Raw genomic sequence first — 19,353 nt, 5'->3', positions numbered from 1 at the left:
AGACTGAAGTTAGGTCCAAGCACATTTTTTTAGAAAAATTAAAAATTGAAGGAGAAAATTATAGACTAATTGAAATGATCATGGTATTAATTTTTTAGAGCCCGTGGACAAAAACTCACTTAAAAAGTCCTAAAATTTGTCCAGTCCATGGGGTGCAGCGCACTTTTTTTTGCGTATCAGGAAACAGAGGTTTTCATTTCTCTTCAGTATAAAACTCAACATTTTGATTCACAGTACGGGTATATAGACAGGCAGGCGCTAGGGACGAAAAATAATGCTAAAGACACTTAAGTTTATCAGTCAAGCCATTGTTTTTCTCCTATTCTTGGGCCTGGCTGGTTACGTGTTGTTGCCCGTCGCCCTGCGTTATTATCTTGAACAACAATCGGGAACGACTATCCAAAATCTGTCCATTAATCCCAAAAAGCTTTCTCTGGAGAAGATTGCTTTTAACCATGGGCAAACGCAGATCACAGTTGAAAAAATTACAGTGCATTTTTCGTTGCGTGGACTCAAAAATAAAAAAATAAGAGCTATTTTGATTGAAGGAATCAATGGATTGCTGTCACTCCATACTGATGCCAAAAGCCCTGCAATAAGCTTGCAAACCCTTAAAGAAAAACTAAGGTGGGGCTTTATCCCTGTAAAAATCAAAAATGCCCAACTGACCATTGATCACCCTATAGAGGGGTTGTTGCCTTTAAGTTTTAAGGGAAAAATTAGATTTGTCGATGTCAAAGATCACCTTGAAACCTGGGCAGACATTGATTTTATTTTTCAAGAGAATCAATACGTAAAACAAGCTTCGGGAACTTTCTCTTCTCACCCTGGCTTGGCAACGGGCTTACCAAATGAACTCAAAGGATCTTTGCAAGCTACCCATTTAAAATTTTTAGAAACTCCAGCTCCAATTAATGGACAGTTTTCGTTTCACCATTTTCTTGGCTCCCAAAAACCCTTAACCTTTAAAGGAATTCTGCTTACACACCAAGATAAGAAGCTTCTGTCCTTCACAGGTGAACACAGGTTTCCAAACGTAGGCTTTGCAGAAATAAAAAGCCAACCTTTGAACTTTGGCTCTAGTGGTCTCAAGCTTGCCGATTATTGGGAAGGTCTGCCTAAAAAGCTTAAACACATCGAAGGCAACGTTTCAGCACAAGGAAAAATTAGCTGGCAAGCGGGTAAGATCACACAAGAAATTGACCTTAACATTGCTCAGGGTTCGGCTAAATTTGATGATATTAAAATTTCAGGTTTAAAGACCCAACTCAAGCTTCTAAGCCTTAAACCAATCCAAACAGCTCCGCACCAGCGCATATTCATTGAAAGAATAGAAACGGCTGTGCCACTTGAAAAAATTCAATATGCAATAACAATTGATCCGAAAGTCACTCGCATTCACCAGGTCACAGCCCGAATTAACTCTGGACAGCTTCTTGCCAGCAACATTATCTTGGATCCACTACCTTCATCTCAAGACATCGATATTATCCTTGAACGTATTTCTTTGGCCAAATTTTTTCAGCTGTTGAATATTGGGGGTCTCACTGCAAAAGGCCATATATCAGGAAAATTACCCGTTATTTGGCATGCAGATCGCTCCCTAGGCATCAAATCTACCCAGCTCAAGGCCCAAGGCAAAGGTTACATCTCCTATAAGTCTCTAAATGGACTGCCACAAAATGATGCTTCACTTAAGCTCGTTGCAGAACTCTTCCAAGATTTTCAATACGAATCCCTGCGCATCTTGTTGGAAAAGCCTGCCGGTGGGGATCTGAGAGCAACCCTTGACATCCTGGGTAAAAACCCTAAAGTACGAAAGGGTAGGCTTGTCCGTCTAAGGCTTAATATTTCGGGCAAGCTGATGTCGCTTTTGGAGACAATCTGGATGAGTCTTACATGGGACCTTGAAGGTTTGCGTTTGGAAAGCATACAACGACAGAGAAAAGGACGATGATACCTAAATTTGGTCACTCCATTATTTTTACGGCATTTTTTGCCTTGGTATTGGCTGGGTGCGAACCCCGGGTGCATATTGAAACTCCCGAAAAGCCAATTGAGATTAATCTTAACCTTAAGATTGATCATGAAGTGCGTGTTAAACTTGATAAAGAGATTGATACTCTTATTTCGGAAAACCCAGATCTTTTCTGAACAATTAGGAGAGAGGAACGATGAAAATATTACTCAGAAATTCTTGGACCATTGCCCTAACGTTAACCTTTGTTATTTGTTTGGCACCAAAGCTTTTTGCAAGATCCCTAAAAAGTGCTAAACGCGAGGGCCTTGTTACTGAACAGTCAAGTGGCTACCTTAAGGGGAAAGGTTCAAAGGGTCAGACAATAGCCTCGGAAATCAATCAAAAAAGGCAACAGGAATATCGAAGAATAGCTAAGGATACAGGCGTGCCTGAAGCAGCAGTTGCGCGCAAAGCCGGAGAAAAGCTGAAAGGAAAATAAAACACTTTTTAGCCCTACCCATTTGATGTTATTCTCACTATATTTATAGTAATTAGTCAAATGGCTGTATGTTTTTTAATATGTCCAAAAAAGAGGGGAATTTAGAGGAATGAAAAATCGTATATTATTACCCATGACAGCACTTGCTGTCGCACTTATTTTATCACCTGCACACTCAAGTCAAAGTCAAAAGGCCGCAGATGCAAAGACAACTCAAGCTGCAAAAAAAGAGAAAGATCTACCTTTTGAAGAAATTGATTTCAAAAAGGTCAAGGATGGCACCGTAGTTGCTGTTGTTAACGGTAAGAAAATTAGTGTCAATGAAGTCTTCCAAGTGATGTCTTCACTGCCACCTCAACTACGACAGATACCGATGGAACTTTTGTTTATGGCGACACGTGATCAGTTGATTGATATGAATTTGCTTAAGGCTGAAGCTGATAAGCAAAAGAAACAGCTGGAAAGACTACCTGAGGTTCAAGAGGCCATCGAAAAGGCAGTAGAGCAAATTATTTTGCAAGCCCACATGAATGAATTGGTTGAGTCAAAAATTACCACGAGGAAAGTGAGTGCACGCTACCAGGAACTAAAAGAGAAATTTCCCAAAGGCACATCTGAGGTCAAGATTCGCCTGATTCTTTTGAAGAATGAGAAAGAGGCTAAATCTGTTTTGAAACAATTGCAAGAAGGGGCTGACTTCCTCAAAATGGCACGTGAGAAATCTATTGATGATGTTACGGCCAAAAAGGATGGATTGATTGACAAGTACTTCAACATTTTGGCAAAGAACGAGTGGCTTCCAGGTTTTGATCAACTTTTCAAAAAAGACAACAAAGGGAAATATGTGATTAAAACCAGCGGTCTTGTGCAGGAGCCGATTAAAACCCCTGCAGGCTATGCTATCTACAAAATTGACGATCGCAAACCTTTCCTATTTCCCAAGATGAAGGAACTGAGGAAGTTATTGACTGAGCAGCTAAAGAAAGAGCTTATTGAAGAGCATACACGCAAGCTTGAGGCAAAATCTAAGGTTACTCGCCTACATCCAAATTCTGGTAAGCCAATGAATGCGTTGGCTGATGAGCTGAAAAAACTGCAAGACAAATTGGCGGCAAAAGCAAAGGCAAAAAAGGCTCAAGCAACAGCTAAGAACTAAGCCAAGTAGTTCGTTATCCCAGCAGCCATCCCTGATTAAATCAGGGATGGCTTTTTTTGTGGAGTATATATTGCAAAACTTCCTTGAAAATTGTACTGTGACAATACAATTTTCAAGGTAAAATCATTATATGCGCCGAGAATCGTACCGTCAGTTGATTAAAGAGGCTTTTAAGATTCAGCCAGTTGTGGCTGTTCTTGGGCCCCGGCAAGTGGGAAAAACCACCCTTGCTCGTACCTTTAACAAAGATCTAGATGTCTCTTACTTTGATCTTGAAGATTCTCGTGATCTGGCTAAACTCGATAATCCAATGTTGATGCTTGAGCGTTTACAAGGCCTGATCATCATTGATGAGATCCAGTTGCGTCCCAATTTGTTTCCCGCACTTCGAGTTCTTGTTGATAATCCTTCTTTAGACCAACGTTATCTAATTTTAGGCAGTGCTTCTAGGGATCTTATTCGCCAAAGTTCTGAAACACTTGCTGGACGTATACACTATCTTGACTTACCGCCATTTACATTGGCAGAAGTGAGGGATCTAGAGAAACTCTGGGTGCGTGGTGGTTTCCCCAAGTCTTATTTATCTGAAAGCGATGCTGCAAGTTTAGTTTGGCGGCAGGACTATATTCAGACCTTTTTAGAGCGAGATATACCCAATCTTGGCTTTCAGGTTCCTCCGCGCACGATGCAGCGTTTTTGGAGCATGCTTTCCCATTATCATGGACAAACTCTCAATATGTCTGAGTTAGGTACGTCCTTGGGGGTTTCGAATACAGCCATCCGTAATTACCTAGGAATCCTAACGGGAACATTTATGATTCGGGAGTTAACCTCTTGGTTTGCCCATAACCTCAAAAAGCGCCAAGTAAAGGCACCTAAGTTGTATTTCCGGGATTCAGGAATCTTAAATGCGCTTGCCGGAATACATACTTATGATCATCTATTAGGTAACCCAAAAATTGGTGCTTATTGGGAGGGCTTTGCTTTGGAGCAGGTGATTTGTGCTCGTAGAGTCAGGCCTGAATCCTGCTATTACTGGCGCACTCATGCTGGCGCTGAACTGGATCTATTAATCGATGATTTTGGAATTAGGGTGGGGTTTGAATTTAAATACACAGAGGCTCCTAAATTAACAAAATCAATGCAGGTTGCTGTAAAAGATTTGGAGCTACCTCAGCTGTATGTGATCTACCCAGGCAATGACGAGTATCCCCTATCGGATAACATTACCGCAGTGGGGCTTCAGCGCTATCTTAAGACTTGTAGCTTGTAGCAAGCTGTCCAGCAGGCAGGGCTGTTCAGTGAAAATGTGCTACCTACGGACCGTCATATATGGACCAGCCCTGATAACTGTGGCAAATTGCTTCAACCATAATCTTTAACTTTGACAAAGCACTAGCCAGACATAGCTTCACTAGCAATGAGTTGCGATAAAGAAGACGTTATCGTGCTACCAACCACCAGATAAATATTCCCACAACCCAAACCGCTACCAGAACAACTCTCAGAAGCAAACGCCAAAATGGCAGTTTGTTTTCGTTCGATGGACGATTTTTTGGCATCTTTTGTAAAAAGGGCTGATAACCAGGCTTTGATTTTTTGTTTTTGCCTAAATCAACCACAGTTGACCTCCTCAGGTTTACAGATGGTTTTCAAAGATCGCTCCGTTGGTCCATTATAGAGTTGACGTGGGCGGCTGATGCGTTGATGCGAATCGCTCATCATCTCATTCCAATGCGCCACCCAGCCTACAGTACGCGCCACGGCAAAGATAGCAGTGAACATGCTGGTCGGAATGCCCATTGCTTGAAAGATTATACCTGAGTAAAAATCGACATTGGGATACAGTTTGCGTTGGACAAAGTAGTCATCTTCAAGGGCAATTTTCTCCAGCTCCATGGCTAAATCAAGCAGCAGCTCTTTCTTGATTTGTAGGGCAGTCAAGACTTCATGGCAGGTTTGCTGCATGATTTTGGCGCGAGGGTCATAGTTTTTATAGACCCGGTGTCCAAATCCCATCAAACGGAAGGGATCAGATTTGTCCTTGGCTCGTTTGATAAATTCTGGGATTCGTTCAGGACTGCCAATTTCTCTAAGCATATTTAACACAGCCTCATTGGCACCTCCATGCGATGGCCCCCAGAGGGAGGCCACACCTGTAGCAATACAGGCATATGGATTGGCTGCACTGGATCCGGCAATGCGTACAGTTGAGGTGGATGCATTTTGCTCATGATCAGCATGCAAAATCAAAATGCGATCCATGGCTTTGGCGAGGACTTGATTAACTACATAATCCTCTGTGGGCAGAGCAAACATCATATGCAGTAAGTTAGCGGCGAAGTCCAAATCGTTGCGGGGGTACGTAAAGGGGTATCCCATAGAGTACTTGTAAGCGAGAGCCGCAATAGTTGGAACTTTGGCAATAAGGCGATGCGATGACATTTCACGCTGCCTTGGGTCTGTGATGTCGAGAGTATCATGATAGAAAGCAGAAAGAGCACCGACCACTCCAACCATAATTGCCATTGGATGTGCGTCCCGGCGAAAACCTCGGTAAAAATCCAGTACTTGATCGTGTAGGAGCGTATGATGCGTGATATCGGAGACAAAATTTTCTTTAGCAGTCTGTGAAGGAAGCTCACCTTTGAGTAGCAAGAACGCCACATCTAAAAAGTCACAATGATCAACCAGTTGTTCTATTGGGTAACCGCGATACCACATCTGACCTCTATCACCATCAACAAAGGTAATTTTTGAAGAGCAACTTGCTGTTGAAGTAAAGCCGGGATCAAAAGAAAAATAATCTGTTTGACTATAAAGTCGAGTGATATCAATGACATCTGGTCCAATGGTGCTTTCATAAATGGGAAGCTCCACGGTTTGATTATCAGGAAGGGTTAAAGTTGCGTGCTTTGTTGACATCATGATCTTTCTATTTGTTTTGTTGGTGTCTGCTTAAAAATAATATACACCAAAAAAGTATATTTTTTATTGCAAAGTTGGGGAAGGCCGTCGAGTAAACTAGGGCGGTTACTCGATTTGATTTACTCGACATTCAATACCATCTTCCAGGTATTGTTTAAAATAACGCCTTAAGGTACTGGGAGATATTCTTACAATAGAGCATATTTCCTTATGCGTCAAATCGTGATGTTTTGGCAGCAAGCATTCCATTTTTCTTTGAACATGTGGATGGGGATGATGAAAACGGTTATATTGGATTCTTTCTAGATCTTTGTTTGTAAATGATATTCTTATCATTGAATTAGCCTTCAGTAATTTTACTGAAGGCATTTTTGCCTAAATCAGCTCTTATGGAAAACTATTTAGAAGATTTAGAACCAGTTGTCTTATCTGATTTCTCTTCGCTCTTCTTTTCAGTCTTCTTTTCAGTCTTGGACGTCTTTAATTCCTTCATCATTTCCTTGACCTGCTGATCTTCCCACTCGGGGCTAAAGAAGGGAAAGATATCTTCAATGACAGGAACAAGCCCCAAAGATATAGCCTGTAGTCCAATTCCCACACCCCAGCCGACGATCACCCAAATGGGCCAAAAATAACCACCACCAGAAATCGCCCATATCAAAATCAAGCTTAGGTTTACAACACCATAAATAGTCAAGTGACGGTAAAATTCACGTAGATTTTTAACGCGTTGACGAATCTCAAATTCAGATTGATTGTCTGCCATTTTTCAAATCCCCTTTTCCTGTATCCTTCTAGTTTAATTCTGAACTAATTTTTTTCAAATTGCAAGTTGTCTATGCAGAAGATTTTTGTTGAAAAAGCAACATCATTTGGTGCAGATTGAACAGATGTAAATAATCAAAGTGACCTAAAGACTTTTTCTATTGTTCAGATGATAAAAAATTCACACCCCCACATTCCAATTCTGCTGATTGGAGGACCTACTGCCAGCGGTAAATCAAAACTGGCACTAAGCTTGGCGCAAAAAAACAATGGTGTCATCCTCAATGGGGACAGCATGCAAACTTATAAAGATCTGCCAATCCTCACAGCCCAACCCAGCACTCTCGAACAACAAGACATTCCACATGAATTGTATGGTATACTTCCAGGCAATCACCTGTACTCAGTGGCACACTGGCAAACAAGAGCCCTTAACGCCATTGAAAACGCTTGGAAACAGGGCAAGCAACCCATCGTTGTGGGAGGATCAGGACTGTACTTGCAATCCTTGACTCTCGGCCTTTCTAAAATTCCTGATGTACCTGAATCTATACGCACTTGGGTACGACAACACTACGAAACACTCGGAAATAAAGAGTTTCACCAATATCTTACAAGCATTGACTCACAAATGAGCAAGCGCCTGCATGAAAACGACAAACAACGTATGATGCGCGCTGCTGAAGTAAAGCTCGCTACAAGCAGATCCTTAGCGCACTGGCAAAAGCAACGCAATCACGATGCAGTCAAGCATTTGAAATGCAAAATGATTGTCTTATTACCGCCACGCACACAACTACACCAAAACAGTGAGTTGCGATTGAATCAGATGATTACAAATGGCGCCATTGAGGAAGTGCGGGCCTTAAAAGACAAGAATTTGGATGAAAATTTACCTATTATGAAAGCGCTTGGGGTCAATGAGCTCAGCGCTTATCTTGATAATAAGCTCAATCTGCAAGAAGCAACACAGCAAACTTTGCAGGCAACACGCCAGTACATAAAGCGCCAAAGCACTTGGTTTTGCAATCAATTTCCCCAGGCGCAATTTGTAAGCTCATATCCAGTACCTCACATCTGGGGGGTGGATGGTGAGCAATGACTTCTATGTCGTTTTATCTGGGTACTCACATAAGTCGTTGACAGGACATTCTGGACAAAGTGGTTTCTGGGCTTTGCAGATATAACGTCCATGCAAAATCAGCCAGTGATGTGCGTGATGTTTCCAGTGTTCGGGAATAACCTTCAGCAGCCCTTCTTCAACATCACGTGGTGTTTTACCAGGGCTCAGACCAACCCGGTTCGAGACGCGAAAGATATGCGTATCAACGCCCATGGTCGGCTGGCCAAAAGCAACATTGAGAACAACATTGGCTGTCTTGCGTCCAACACCTGGCAAAGCTTCAAGAGATACTCGGTCGTTGGGAACGTGCCCGTTGTGTTGCGTCAGCAACAGTTTACTGAGCCCAATAATATTGCGGGCTTTGGTTTTAAATAACCCAATGCTTTTAATCGATTCCCGAAGTTGATCTTCACCAAGATCGAGCATTTTCTGTGGGGTATCTACAGTTTGAAACAGAGACTTGGTTGCCTTGTTCACTCCTTTGTCGGTGGCCTGAGCCGAGAGAACAACGGCTACCAAAAGAGTAAATGGGTTAGCATATTGCAGTTCTGTTTTGGGATGAGGATTTTGTTTGGCAAACCGTTCAAACAAATCACTGACTTGAGATTGGGTGAGCATGAGTCAGGGCAGAGTTTTAAGCATTGCAGATATTTCTTCAGGTGGGGTTGCATGATTAAAATGACTGATAAAGCGTCCTTGCCGGTCCATGAGGTAAATGATTGAGGAATGATCAACTAGATAATCAGCCAGTGTACCATCGGGTTTTACTTTTGCTGCGTAGACTCGATAGGACTTCATAGCTTGTTTAACCTGTGCACTTGTTCCTGTAAGAGTTACAAGATTGGGATGAAAATTTTGTCGGTAAGTATCGAGTTGGATTTGGGTGTCACGGTGTGGATCAACGGTTATAAAAATGGGAACAATCTCACCTGCCTTTTTGCCGAGTTGACCTAAAGCTTCTGTCATGGAAAACAAGGCTTGCGGGCAGATATCAGGACAGAAACTGTAGCCAAAATAGACCAGCATGTATTTACCCCTAAAGTCGGTGTCTTTTCGGAGTGCCCCTTTATGATCTTTTAGAAAAAATCGACCTCCTATTTTCGCAAGACCAGTTGTGGGTTTATTAATAACCTGTGCGACCTTAAGTTCTTGCTGGGATTTTTGCATGGGTTCTCGTGCGTGTACAGCGTAGATGCAGCTGATCAGAATGATCAAAGAGATTATGAATCGTACCATTAGGTTTCCAAATTTGTCTCACATATACCGAAGTGAAATCAAAACCTCTGTTTCCTGATACGCTCGAAGTGCTCATTTACACTTGTAAACTGCATGCTTCTCGCTATCATTAAACTAGAGGTTTGATTTCACGAGAGTATATACCCGTGCTGAATCAAAATATTGAGGTTTATTATAACGAAATCGGAAAACCAGCAGTTTGATTCAGCTTCAACATATCTTTGAACTTATACAAAAAGCTACCTTACAACAATAGCCTGGTGCAAAATTCTTAAGATTTTTGTGACGTTTTGTCCCGTCACAGCAGAGATTGGGATAACCTCTTTTTGAGAAATTTGTCTCAAGACACCGCATTTCTCTTGTATTTCTTCATCCGTAAGAGCGTCACATTTGCTCAATACAACAACCTCATATTTGGTTGTAAGATCTTGTTCATAAAGTTTTAGCTCTTTTCGAATCGTGTGATAGGTGTTTGCAATATCTTCTTGAGTCCCATCGACTAAGTGTAATAAAACACGGCACCTTTCAATATGTCCTAAAAATCGATCACCAAGCCCGCTTCCTTCATGTGCCCCTTCAATCAAGCCTGGTATATCTGCTAACACGAAGGCAGATTCGTCAACCGTTACCACCCCGAGTTGTGGAGCTAATGTGGTAAAGGGGTAATCTGCAATTTTTGGCCTGGCTCTTGAAACCACTGACAGAAACGTCGATTTTCCAGCATTGGGAAGACCAATGATTCCTGCATCTGCAAGCAGCTTTAAACGAAGCCATACCCAGAGTTCTTCTCCACTTGCACCAGGGTTAGCGCGCCGAGGTGCTCGGTTTACCGAAGATTTAAAGTGAGCATTGCCAAAACCGCCATTGCCTCCTTGTAAAAATGTTTCAACCTGTCCAGGGCGGGCAAGGTCCAACAAAATTGTCTTTTTATCTTCGGCTATGATTTGCGTTCCCACCGGTACACGAATGGTAATACTTTTGCCAGAAGCACCTGATTTATCTCTTCCTTGGCCATGATGGCCTTTTTGTGCCTTGAAATGTTGGGTGTAGCGATAGTCTATGAGGGTGTTGAGGTCGGAGACCGCTTCGAATACAATATCTCCTCCACGACCACCATTCCCGCCATCAGGTCCGCCAAACTCGACGTATTTCTCTCGCCGGAACGAAACACACCCATCACCACCATCACCACTTTTGAGGTAGATTTTCGCTTCATCAAGAAATTTCATAAGCTTGCGTTTTTAAACCCTTACGTATAAATACCAGGATGAGTATGGGGTTTCCAGTAGCGTATTGCAAGTGTCAACGAGTCAGTTATCGGGAAGCAAACACCAACTAACTACTGACCACCGAACTAGTAATCAAGACCGATTAACCATCGATCTGAGTAGATCTGACGCTCGGAAGGATAAGCTTTTCATAGGTGGAATGGTTACTTCTTGTCCTGTTTTGGGGTTACGGCCGATTCGCTTTCCCTTTTCACGTGCCAAAAAAGTACCAAACGACGAGACTTTTACATTTCCATCTGTCTCTAGGCCTACAGCTATTTGCTCTAAGAGTGTTTCAAGGACATCCACAGCGTCTTGCCTTGAAAGATTTAACTTACTGCAAATGCTATCGCAGATATCTGCGCGAGTGAGTGTTTTTTTTTGCATCTTTCGCTCGACTTCCAAGATTATACGGGTTACATTTTTAGCCGATTCTATCATGTGTCTCTTTAAATGCAAGAGGATTATCAATAATATTTTGGTCGATAACTTGAAATAAGATATAATCTATTGAAAATTAGGGAAATTTTTATATGAAAATTCTCGGCCAAATCTTCTGGAGATTTTTAAAGCTGTTGAAAACAATCACTTCTTTCTATTTTCAGTATCAAAAAGGCATAAAAACTGTGCTCATGATAAGTCATCAATTGGGCCGCAAAGCCCCGAAATTCATTGTGCCCTGCAATAGCTTATTCAAAGAAAAAAAGGATTTTTTCTAATTGACATTTGATGAGCATTGACAAGATAATTGTGGAATATCAAAGTGTTTTCTAAGATTTATAAAGTGTCGCTAATGGCACTCAATCGCTAGGAGTGAGAATTTTCATACAAATCAATGGGATGCTTCAAGATCTGAAGTTTTATGGTAACCCGCGTTTTTTGGTGCTTGGTATTTTGGGTTTTTCAAGCGGAGTACCTTTATTTTTGACATCAAGAACACTTGCTTTGTGGTTAAACGAAACAGGGGTAGGTTATACAACCATAGGATTGTTTGGTGCTGTGAGCTTTCCCTATGCACTGAAATTTCTATGGGCCCCGTGTATCGATGGATTGTCCTGGCCGTGGTTGACAAAAAAGTTAGGTCGCAGGCGTAGTTGGTTGCTGGTTAGTCAAGTACTTTTGATAATAGGTATTGCTGGTTTTGCAGTTTTTGATATCAACCAGAATTTATTCTGCGCAGCCGTTTTAGCGTTGGGAGTTGCTGTTGTGGCAGCAACACAGGAAACAGCATTTCTTGCTTATCAAATGGCCTTGTTATCCAAAAAGCAATATGGTCCTGGTGAAGCGATGAGTATTCTAGGGTATCGTATGGGTATGTTAGCTTCAGGTGCTGGTGCCTTATATATAGCGACCTATCTAGGATGGAAGTGGGCTTATCTATTAATGGCTATGTGTGTTGCTGCAGGATTGGTAACGGTTTTGCTTATTGATGAGCCTAAAAATTTCTCTCAATCCCTTAACAAGCCTTTGCGTCAGAAAATTCAATTATGGATTCATAGGAGATTAGGCTTTTCCGCCTCTTTGAGTCATCGAGTCTCAGGCATAGGCGCAGCGATTGCGTCTCCGATTTTGGATTTTATCCAGCAGCCGAATTGGTGGTTAGCTCTTGCGCTTTTCTTTTTCTTTAAGCTTGGAGATAATTTGATTGGTTCGCTATCTGGCCCCTTTTATTTAGAAATTGGATTCTCCAAGGTGGAGATTGCTCATGCAGTAAAAATGTTTGGGATGTGGGCAACAATTTTTGGAGGAATGATTGGGGGAGTGTTAGTAATGCGACTGGGTTTTTTGCGTTCCTTGTACATATGCGGTTCTTTGCACGCAATTGCTATGGGAATGAATTTAGTCATGGTTGAGGTGGGATATAACTTACCAGTATTGTATTTGGCAATAGCTCTTGAAAATATTACCTCAGGTATGCGTATGAATGCACTTTTAGCGTATCAGTTAACTGTTTGCAATGTATCTTATGCTGCAACCCAGGTATCACTAATGACATCATGCATAAGCTTGGGGCGAACGGTTTGCTCGTTGCCCTCGGGATGGTTAGTAGATCACATGGGGTGGTTTAATTTTTTCAGTCTGACTTGTGCTGCCAATATTCTGCCCCTGACGATTGTTGTTTATTTGATGTGGCAAAACGGTGAGAATGTGTTTAAAAGGCAACGTGCTATATTTAGGACATAAAAGGATTAAAGAGGAAACCAAATGCACTCAGAAATAGTTAAAGTGGAAACATCACAGATCTTTTGTGAAGGTAATGGAAAGACCCACGGTCATCCTCGAATTTTTTTGAAGCTTAATGAGGATAGGAAAGTGGTGTGCCCTTATTGTAGTTGTGTATTTGTGCAAGAGTTAGAAGAGTCCTGAATCAAACTGTTGATTTTCCGATTTCACGACTGGAAATCGGCAGAGCCCATCGTTTATCAGCTCAGGGTTGTTCAGTGAAAATGTGCTACCTACGGATCGTCATACTTAATCAAGTTCAGCACAGGCAGTTGGTTTTGGAACTCAAGTCTGACAAGACTTGATTTTGCGCTACTTACAGTCGCACGTTCAGAAAATCAGCGTCCAGGATGACAGCCGTGTTGGTTTCACTGAACAGCCCTGGATCCAGCAGGCAATGATGTGGAGAAAGTCCCTCGAAAATTGTACTATGATAATACAATTTTCAAGGAATCTTCCTCAGGGCCAAGTGGCTTCAGGTGGCAGCGACATCAAAATCGCCTCTGTGTTACCATCGGTTTTAAGGCCAAACAAAGTACCTCGGTCATACAAAAGATTGAATTCAACGTAGCGGCCCCGGCGCATAAGCTGGAATCTTCGTTGTTCTTCAGTCCAAGTATCGTGCATACGGCGGCGCACGATTTTGGCATAAATGTCCAGGAAAGCTTTGCCAACAGCTCGAGTAAATTCGAAATCGGTATTCCAATCTCCCGAGTTATGATTGTCATAAAAAATACCGCCGATACCGCGAGGCTCTTTTCTGTGCGGCAGGTAAAAGTAGCGGTCACACCACTCTTTGTATTTTGGGTAGTAGGTGGGATCATAAACGTCGCAAGTTTTTTTGAGAGTATTGTGAAACTCCTGGGTATCTTGATCTTTGGGGTAGAAAGGTGTCATATCCGCTCCACCGCCAAACCAAGACTGAGTGGTGACAATGTGCCGGGTATTCATGTGTATTGCTGGCACAAGCGGCGAGCGCATGTGCGCTACCAGTGAAATGCCACTGGCCCAAAATTGAGGATTTTCCGCAGCGCCTGGAATTTGCTTAGAAAACTCAGGACTAAATTCACCGTGGACAGTTGAGATGTTAACGCCTACCTTTTCAAACACACGTCCGTGCATCAGCGACATAGTGCCCCCTCCGCCACCCGGACGGTTCCAGCTGGTACGCTTAAATTTGCCGGGCTGGTGTTTTGAATCTTTGGCTTCGTGCTCAATTTTTTCAAACTCAGCACAGATTTTATCTCTTAGCTCAGTAAACCATGCACTTGCCTTTTCTTTTTGTTGTTCGGTGCTTTGGTAGGGTTGTAAAGGAAGTGGGTGTGCATTTGTTTGTGTCAAGACTTTTCTCCTGGAATTAAATCGAGTTGCCGCATAGCTTCGCCAAGGACAATAGCCGCAGAAAGGGCCACATTGAGTGAGCGGCATGCTTTGCGCATGGGGATTTTAACTTGAGCATCTGTTGCTTCAAAGACATTTTCTGGGACTCCTGAGCTTTCTTGACCGACCATTAAATAATCATTTGGCGCAAAGCAAAAGTCAAGATAGGACTGCTCAGTCTGTGGTGTGAGCAAAATTAGTCGGTTGGATTGTTTGTGTTCTTTAAACTGCATCCAAGATGAGTGATGTTGGATACAGACGTGATTGATGTAATCCATGCCTGCTCGTTTTAGCCGGCGTTCACTCCAGATAAAACCACAGGGGCCGATAATATTAACATCAATACCCCAGCATGCAGCAAGGCGTAGCATCGTTCCGGTGTTTTGTGGGATTTCAGGTTGAAAAAGAGCTAATTGAATCACATGGATGTTTCCTTTGAAAAAGTCTCTCTTCTGGTAACTTTATCGCAATCTCTGTTGTGGGATAATATACTCTCGTGAAACCAAAACCTCTAGTCTGATGATAGCGAGAAGCGCGCAGTTTACAAGTGTAAATGAGCGCTTCGAACGTATCAGAAAACAGAGGTTTTGGTTTCACTTCGGTATAGGAAAAAATGATGTAACGATTCAATGGGAGAGGCAAACATGCCAAAACAAAGAAATTCACGCCTGATTGAAGCACTCAAAAATATGCCGCTGTTTCTTTTCGCACTGTTTAGCTTGAATCACGGGGTGAACATTTTCATCAGCTCAGTTGCGTCTAGAGAAAATTATTTTCTGCATTTGATTTTTTATCTGTTGTTTGCCTATATGATTTTGTTTGCTAACTTTGTTATGTGCCGTGAACGCATTGCGTCGCAAACCTCAAAACAACCAAGCGTGCAAGACATCCAGTTATTTAAAAAAATTGCTTATATGACGCTTGTAGCCACGTTGCTGGTTCTAGTGCACATTGCCTTTCCCATGCTGATGAGTTTGCCAGACTTGACCGACCCTTATGCCTATTTCGCTTTAGGATCGTGCCTTGTGATGGGAGTGCTAGCTTTTGCAAGCATTACCATTTTGAAAAAGCATAAGCTGATCTCAACTATCTATCTCAGGTTTTATGCATCCTTTAACCTGTTGGCGTTGTTTCTGATCTGTCTGACAACGTCAAAGATCTTTTTGTGGTAACCCCCCCACTTTTCAGGAGGGGGGAACTAACACCACAGATTAAAAAAACAAACAAATCCCTACAGGCGAATTTGCATCAACATATCTTCAAGCTGCAAACGACGCCTTTTAAGATCAGAAATAACGATACTATCTGGCAACGGGCGACCACTTTCCCTACCAATCAAATGATTCAGCTGTTTCACTCTATTATTAATGATATTCAATCTTGTACTTAATGACATGGTTTCCTCCTTTTTCGAACGGTTTTTCGAAATGACTTTGTTAAGTCATTGTTCATTTTGGTTAACAAAGTACTAACTGTCAACCCCAGCAAAATTTGATAAAATTCAGGCAAGAGACAGGATTTTTGCTTCAAAGCCCTTGAGTATTGGTGTGAAAATTTTTTTAAAAATTATGGGCATGGTTCAAATTGGGGTTACACTCCGACGTGTCATCCCAATTTGAACCATGCCCAAAAAGTACACATTATTTTGGGTAACAATATGGTGCCATCCCGGAAACCGAAATTATTTATGATAGTGATGACGACACGAGAGGATGTGTAGATGAGGTGGATTGACTTTATAAACTAAACGATGCTCTTGATCAATGCGATAGTACGTACAAGTAATTTTGTCCAGCGAGCCGAGGGTGCACTAAGTTGCATGTTTATGCATACACTTTGATTAAAATACTGGATAAACCATTCGTTTACAGCTAAAGTGGGGACGTTAAGGGATGAAACGTATGGCAAAACAGAAATCAAAATTACTGCAATCAGATGCACCTCAACCAAAGATCATAAAAACCAGGCGGGACTTTCTCGTGCTGACCACTGCTGCTATGGGTGCCATTGGGACTGTAGCCTTAATGCGTCCCTTTATCGAAAGCATGGCACCAGCTGCTGATGTGCTAGCCCTTTCAACAATTGATGTTGACTTAGGTCCTGTTGCTGTTGGGCAAGCCATTACGGTTAAATGGCGTGGTAAACCCTTGTTTATTCGGCATCGTACCACAAAAGAAATCCAAGAGGCACGTTTAGTACCAACCAAGGATTTACCAGATCCGCAAACGGATGAGCAGCGCACGCAAAAACCAGAATGGTTGGTAATGATTGGTATATGCACCCACTTGGGTTGTGTCCCGCTTGGACAACGTCCTGGTGAAAATAAGGGCAAGTACCATGGCTGGTTTTGCCCGTGCCATGGATCGCATTATGATACATCTGGGCGGATTCGTTTGGGGCCTGCTCCTAAAAATCTCGTGGTGCCCGATTATAGATTTTTAGATGACAAGACCATAAGGGTTGGAAAAGACACATGAGTGAGCAAAAACCTACCGAAAATCAATTTCAATCAGGTTTTGTTGGCTGGATTGAATATCGCCTTCCGATTTTCAGTTTTCTCAAGAAAGAATTGGTCGATTACGCCACACCCTTAAATCTTAATTATTGGTGGAATTTTGGATCTCTGGCAGGAATCATTCTGGTCGTTATGATGCTAACCGGAATTTTCTTGGCAATGCATTACACTCCACACGTAGATCATGCCTTTAATAGTGTTGAGCATATCATGCGTGACGTAAACTATGGTTGGTTCATTCGCTACGTACACATGAACGGCGCTTCAATGTTCTTTATCGTTGTCTATATTCATATGTTTAGAGGCCTTTATTATGGTTCATACAAAAAGCCCCGAGAGCTCTTATGGCTGATTGGGGTAGTCATCCTCTTGATGATGATGGCGACTGCATTTATGGGATATGTGTTGCCCTGGGGTCAGATGAGTTTTTGGGGAGCAACCGTGATCACCAATCTGTTTTCTGCAATTCCCTTTGTTGGAGAAGACATTGTTCAGTGGCTATGGGGTGGATTTTCAGTTGGCAATCCGACCTTGCAACGTTTCTATTCCCTGCACTATCTGTTTCCGTTCTTGATTGTTGGCGTTGTGTTTTTGCACCTCGTGGCGTTGCATCAACATGGGTCAAATAATCCCGTGGGCATTGATACAAAAAAACAAAAAGATACAGTGCCTTTCCATCCCTATTATACAGCCAAAGATTTATTTGGTTTGGGGGTGCTGTTGCTCATTTGGGGTGGCTTTGTCTTTTTTGCGCCAAACTTTTTCGGCGAACCTGATAATTACATTCCTGCTGACCCACTGGTTACACCACCACATATTGTACCGGAATGGTATTTTCTGCCTTATTACGCCATTTTACGCTCGGTGCCTTCGAAAGGTATCGGGGTTATTTTGATGTTTACCTCGGTCTTTGTGATCTTCCTGTTGCCGTGGCTGGATTGGTTAAAAGTGCGTAGTGCGCGCTATCGTCCCATTTATAAGTACCTGTTTTGGGTACACCTGGCGACTTGCGTGCTACTTGGTTGGGTAGGATCGCAACCCCCTGAAGGTTTACCTTTATTGCTAGGTCGGATTGCTACCATTTACTACTTTGCCCATTTTTTCATTGTTTTGCCATTACTGAGTCGTTTTGAAAGACCCTATCCCGTTCCTGAAGATGTGCGTGATTATTTCATTGCCGAACACCTGACGGATAAGCCTTGAGGTGGTCGTGATGAGAAACATAAAATATTTTGGATTTTTCATTCTCTTGGGGTTTTTGTGCCTTGGCGAGGCTCTTATCGCTGAAGATCAAGCAATTCCACCACGTCAAGTATGGAGTTTTTCAGGGCCCACAGGTACTTTTGACAAAGCGCAGTTGCAGCGGGGTTTCCAGGTTTATAAGGAAGTATGTTCAGCTTGTCACTCGCTTAATTTATTAAGCTATCGCAACCTTGAAGCACTGGGGTTTAGCAAAGAAGGGGTTAAGGCTATAGCCAAAGAACATCTGGTGCGCGATGGTCCTAACCAAGATGGAGAGATGTTTGAACGTCCAGGCAGGTCATCGGATCATTTTCACGCTCCCTTTCCCAATGAGCAAGCCGCACGTGTGGCTAACAATGGGGCATATCCTCCGGATCTTTCGGTCATTACAAAAGCACGCGCTTATGGGCCTGACTATGTGCACGCTATTCTAACAGGATACCATGATCAGCCACCAAACGCGGAAGTCAGTGAGGGGATGTACTACAACCTTTATTTTGATGGGCACCAGATTGCCATGGCGCCACCTTTGGTTAATGAACAAGTTACTTATTCTGATGGAACCATGGCCAGTGTTGACCAAATGTCCAAAGATGTGACTGCTTTCCTTTCTTGGGCTGGAGAACCTGAAATGGAGGTTCGCAAAAGAACAGGCATCATGGTAATGATCTACCTAGCCTTTTTGACACTGTTTTTATATCTAACCATGAAGCGTATTTGGGCGCCGCTGTACCGGGGATATTCTTCAGTAGAAATTGGAAGGGGTGCAGGAGGTAAGTCCCACTAAGGAATGGAAACGAAACACCTTCCAATTTTGAAGGTTGAATATGGGATGATTGGCCCTTTTTCCCAGAGGAAAATTAATCTTTAAAATTAGGTAAGGAATGCGAGCGAAACAACTTCCAACTTTAGAGTTTGTATACAGGGGGTGCTGCCTCATTATAATGTTTTGTGTTTGTGGCTCTTCGACGTTTCAAGTGGAATTAAATAAAAAATCCAGAGGAGCTCCGATCAGGTAGATCATAGTCATAAAGGACTCCACATTTCGGTATCCTCTA

The 19,353-nt window shown here is 42.4% G+C and carries 21 protein-coding genes; 12 read left to right on the top strand and 9 right to left on the bottom strand.

Annotation, left to right across the window (positions count from 1 at the left end):
- Positions 1 to 274 precede the first annotated feature (274 nt).
- The 5 genes from ABFQ95_03110 to ABFQ95_03090 all read left to right on the top strand — a co-directional run bounded on the left by ABFQ95_03110 (position 275) and on the right by ABFQ95_03090 (position 4,888).
- Positions 275 to 1,957 carry a YdbH domain-containing protein gene (locus tag ABFQ95_03110; GenBank protein MEN8236519.1) on the top strand — a complete coding sequence of 561 codons (1,683 nt, stop codon included), beginning with the start codon at positions 275 to 277 and terminating at the stop codon, positions 1,955 to 1,957.
- On the top strand, positions 1,954 to 2,154 hold the full coding sequence (locus ABFQ95_03105) for a YnbE family lipoprotein (GenBank protein MEN8236518.1): 201 nt from the start codon (positions 1,954 to 1,956) through the stop codon (positions 2,152 to 2,154). Before ABFQ95_03110 ends, ABFQ95_03105 begins: the two co-directional genes overlap by 4 nt.
- Positions 2,155 to 2,174: 20 nt before the next feature.
- Positions 2,175 to 2,459, top strand: a complete 285-nt coding sequence (locus ABFQ95_03100) for a DUF1318 domain-containing protein (protein MEN8236517.1) — start codon at positions 2,175 to 2,177, stop codon at positions 2,457 to 2,459.
- A gap of 109 nt (positions 2,460 to 2,568) precedes the next feature.
- The gene (locus ABFQ95_03095) at positions 2,569 to 3,615 is read left to right on the top strand and encodes a peptidylprolyl isomerase (GenBank protein MEN8236516.1); all 1,047 of its coding nucleotides are present in this window, start codon (positions 2,569 to 2,571) and stop codon (positions 3,613 to 3,615) included.
- Positions 3,616 to 3,745: 130 nt separating this feature from the next.
- Positions 3,746 to 4,888 carry an ATP-binding protein gene (locus ABFQ95_03090; protein ID MEN8236515.1) on the top strand — a complete coding sequence of 381 codons (1,143 nt, stop codon included), beginning with the start codon at positions 3,746 to 3,748 and terminating at the stop codon, positions 4,886 to 4,888.
- A 341-nt stretch (positions 4,889 to 5,229) separates the two neighbouring features.
- On the opposite strand, the gene ABFQ95_03085 is transcribed toward ABFQ95_03090, so the two are convergent.
- Positions 5,230 to 6,540, bottom strand: coding sequence for a citrate synthase (locus ABFQ95_03085; GenBank protein ID MEN8236514.1), 1,311 nt, complete (start codon positions 6,538 to 6,540; stop codon positions 5,230 to 5,232).
- Between the two features lie 400 nt (positions 6,541 to 6,940).
- A complete protein-coding gene (locus ABFQ95_03080) occupies positions 6,941 to 7,309 on the bottom strand; it encodes a 2TM domain-containing protein (protein ID MEN8236513.1) in 369 nt (122 codons plus the stop codon).
- 168 nt (positions 7,310 to 7,477) lie between these two features.
- Between ABFQ95_03080 and miaA the strand changes: the two genes are divergently transcribed.
- On the top strand, positions 7,478 to 8,410 hold the full coding sequence (gene miaA / locus ABFQ95_03075; GenBank protein ID MEN8236512.1) for a tRNA (adenosine(37)-N6)-dimethylallyltransferase MiaA: 933 nt from the start codon (positions 7,478 to 7,480) through the stop codon (positions 8,408 to 8,410).
- Between the two features lie 3 nt (positions 8,411 to 8,413).
- Here miaA and nth read toward each other — a convergent pair whose 3' ends face one another.
- The 4 genes from nth to ABFQ95_03055 form a co-directional block, all read right to left on the bottom strand.
- Positions 8,414 to 9,049, bottom strand: a complete 636-nt coding sequence (nth, locus tag ABFQ95_03070; GenBank protein MEN8236511.1) for an endonuclease III — start codon at positions 9,047 to 9,049, stop codon at positions 8,414 to 8,416.
- 3 nt (positions 9,050 to 9,052) lie between these two features.
- Positions 9,053 to 9,667, bottom strand: a complete 615-nt coding sequence (locus tag ABFQ95_03065) for an SCO family protein (GenBank protein ID MEN8236510.1) — start codon at positions 9,665 to 9,667, stop codon at positions 9,053 to 9,055.
- A 239-nt stretch (positions 9,668 to 9,906) separates the two neighbouring features.
- Positions 9,907 to 10,896 (bottom strand): GTPase ObgE, encoded by a 990-nt coding sequence (gene obgE, locus ABFQ95_03060; GenBank protein MEN8236509.1) that lies wholly within the window; start codon positions 10,894 to 10,896, stop codon positions 9,907 to 9,909.
- A gap of 132 nt (positions 10,897 to 11,028) precedes the next feature.
- On the bottom strand, positions 11,029 to 11,322 hold the full coding sequence (locus tag ABFQ95_03055; protein ID MEN8236508.1) for an integration host factor subunit alpha: 294 nt from the start codon (positions 11,320 to 11,322) through the stop codon (positions 11,029 to 11,031).
- A 453-nt stretch (positions 11,323 to 11,775) separates the two neighbouring features.
- Between ABFQ95_03055 and ABFQ95_03050 the strand changes: the two genes are divergently transcribed.
- A complete protein-coding gene (locus ABFQ95_03050) occupies positions 11,776 to 13,119 on the top strand; it encodes an MFS transporter (protein ID MEN8236507.1) in 1,344 nt (447 codons plus the stop codon).
- A 21-nt stretch (positions 13,120 to 13,140) separates the two neighbouring features.
- Positions 13,141 to 13,302 (top strand): zinc-finger domain-containing protein, encoded by a 162-nt coding sequence (locus ABFQ95_03045; protein MEN8236506.1) that lies wholly within the window; start codon positions 13,141 to 13,143, stop codon positions 13,300 to 13,302.
- A 315-nt stretch (positions 13,303 to 13,617) separates the two neighbouring features.
- Here ABFQ95_03045 and hemF read toward each other — a convergent pair whose 3' ends face one another.
- Complete coding sequence (hemF, locus tag ABFQ95_03040) at positions 13,618 to 14,499, bottom strand: oxygen-dependent coproporphyrinogen oxidase (protein MEN8236505.1); 882 nt, start codon at positions 14,497 to 14,499, stop codon at positions 13,618 to 13,620.
- Positions 14,496 to 14,960: a tRNA (cytidine(34)-2'-O)-methyltransferase gene (locus ABFQ95_03035; protein MEN8236504.1), complete on the bottom strand. Its 465-nt coding sequence runs from the start codon at positions 14,958 to 14,960 to the stop codon at positions 14,496 to 14,498. The genes hemF and ABFQ95_03035 overlap by 4 nt, the downstream gene beginning before the upstream one ends.
- Before the next feature lie 222 nt (positions 14,961 to 15,182).
- Between ABFQ95_03035 and ABFQ95_03030 the strand changes: the two genes are divergently transcribed.
- Positions 15,183 to 15,710 (top strand): hypothetical protein, encoded by a 528-nt coding sequence (locus ABFQ95_03030; GenBank protein ID MEN8236503.1) that lies wholly within the window; start codon positions 15,183 to 15,185, stop codon positions 15,708 to 15,710.
- 59 nt (positions 15,711 to 15,769) lie between these two features.
- On the opposite strand, the gene ABFQ95_03025 is transcribed toward ABFQ95_03030, so the two are convergent.
- Positions 15,770 to 15,934 carry a DUF465 domain-containing protein gene (locus ABFQ95_03025; GenBank protein MEN8236502.1) on the bottom strand — a complete coding sequence of 55 codons (165 nt, stop codon included), beginning with the start codon at positions 15,932 to 15,934 and terminating at the stop codon, positions 15,770 to 15,772.
- A gap of 505 nt (positions 15,935 to 16,439) precedes the next feature.
- Between ABFQ95_03025 and petA the strand changes: the two genes are divergently transcribed.
- From petA to ABFQ95_03010, 3 genes are read left to right on the top strand one after another with little or no spacing between them, the layout of a single operon-like run.
- Positions 16,440 to 17,015, top strand: coding sequence for a ubiquinol-cytochrome c reductase iron-sulfur subunit (gene petA, locus ABFQ95_03020; GenBank protein MEN8236501.1), 576 nt, complete (start codon positions 16,440 to 16,442; stop codon positions 17,013 to 17,015).
- Positions 17,012 to 18,256: a cytochrome b/b6 gene (locus tag ABFQ95_03015; protein MEN8236500.1), complete on the top strand. Its 1,245-nt coding sequence runs from the start codon at positions 17,012 to 17,014 to the stop codon at positions 18,254 to 18,256. Before petA ends, ABFQ95_03015 begins: the two co-directional genes overlap by 4 nt.
- A gap of 10 nt (positions 18,257 to 18,266) precedes the next feature.
- Positions 18,267 to 19,082, top strand: coding sequence for a cytochrome c1 (locus ABFQ95_03010; GenBank protein ID MEN8236499.1), 816 nt, complete (start codon positions 18,267 to 18,269; stop codon positions 19,080 to 19,082).
- Positions 19,083 to 19,353: the final 271 nt, after the last annotated feature.

Source organism: Pseudomonadota bacterium (assembly GCA_039714795.1).
Lineage (GTDB): Bacteria > Pseudomonadota > Alphaproteobacteria > JAGOMX01 > JAGOMX01 > JBDLIP01.
The sequence above is the reverse complement of the archived record's forward strand: the minus strand, read 5'-3'. Positions and strand labels throughout refer to the sequence as shown.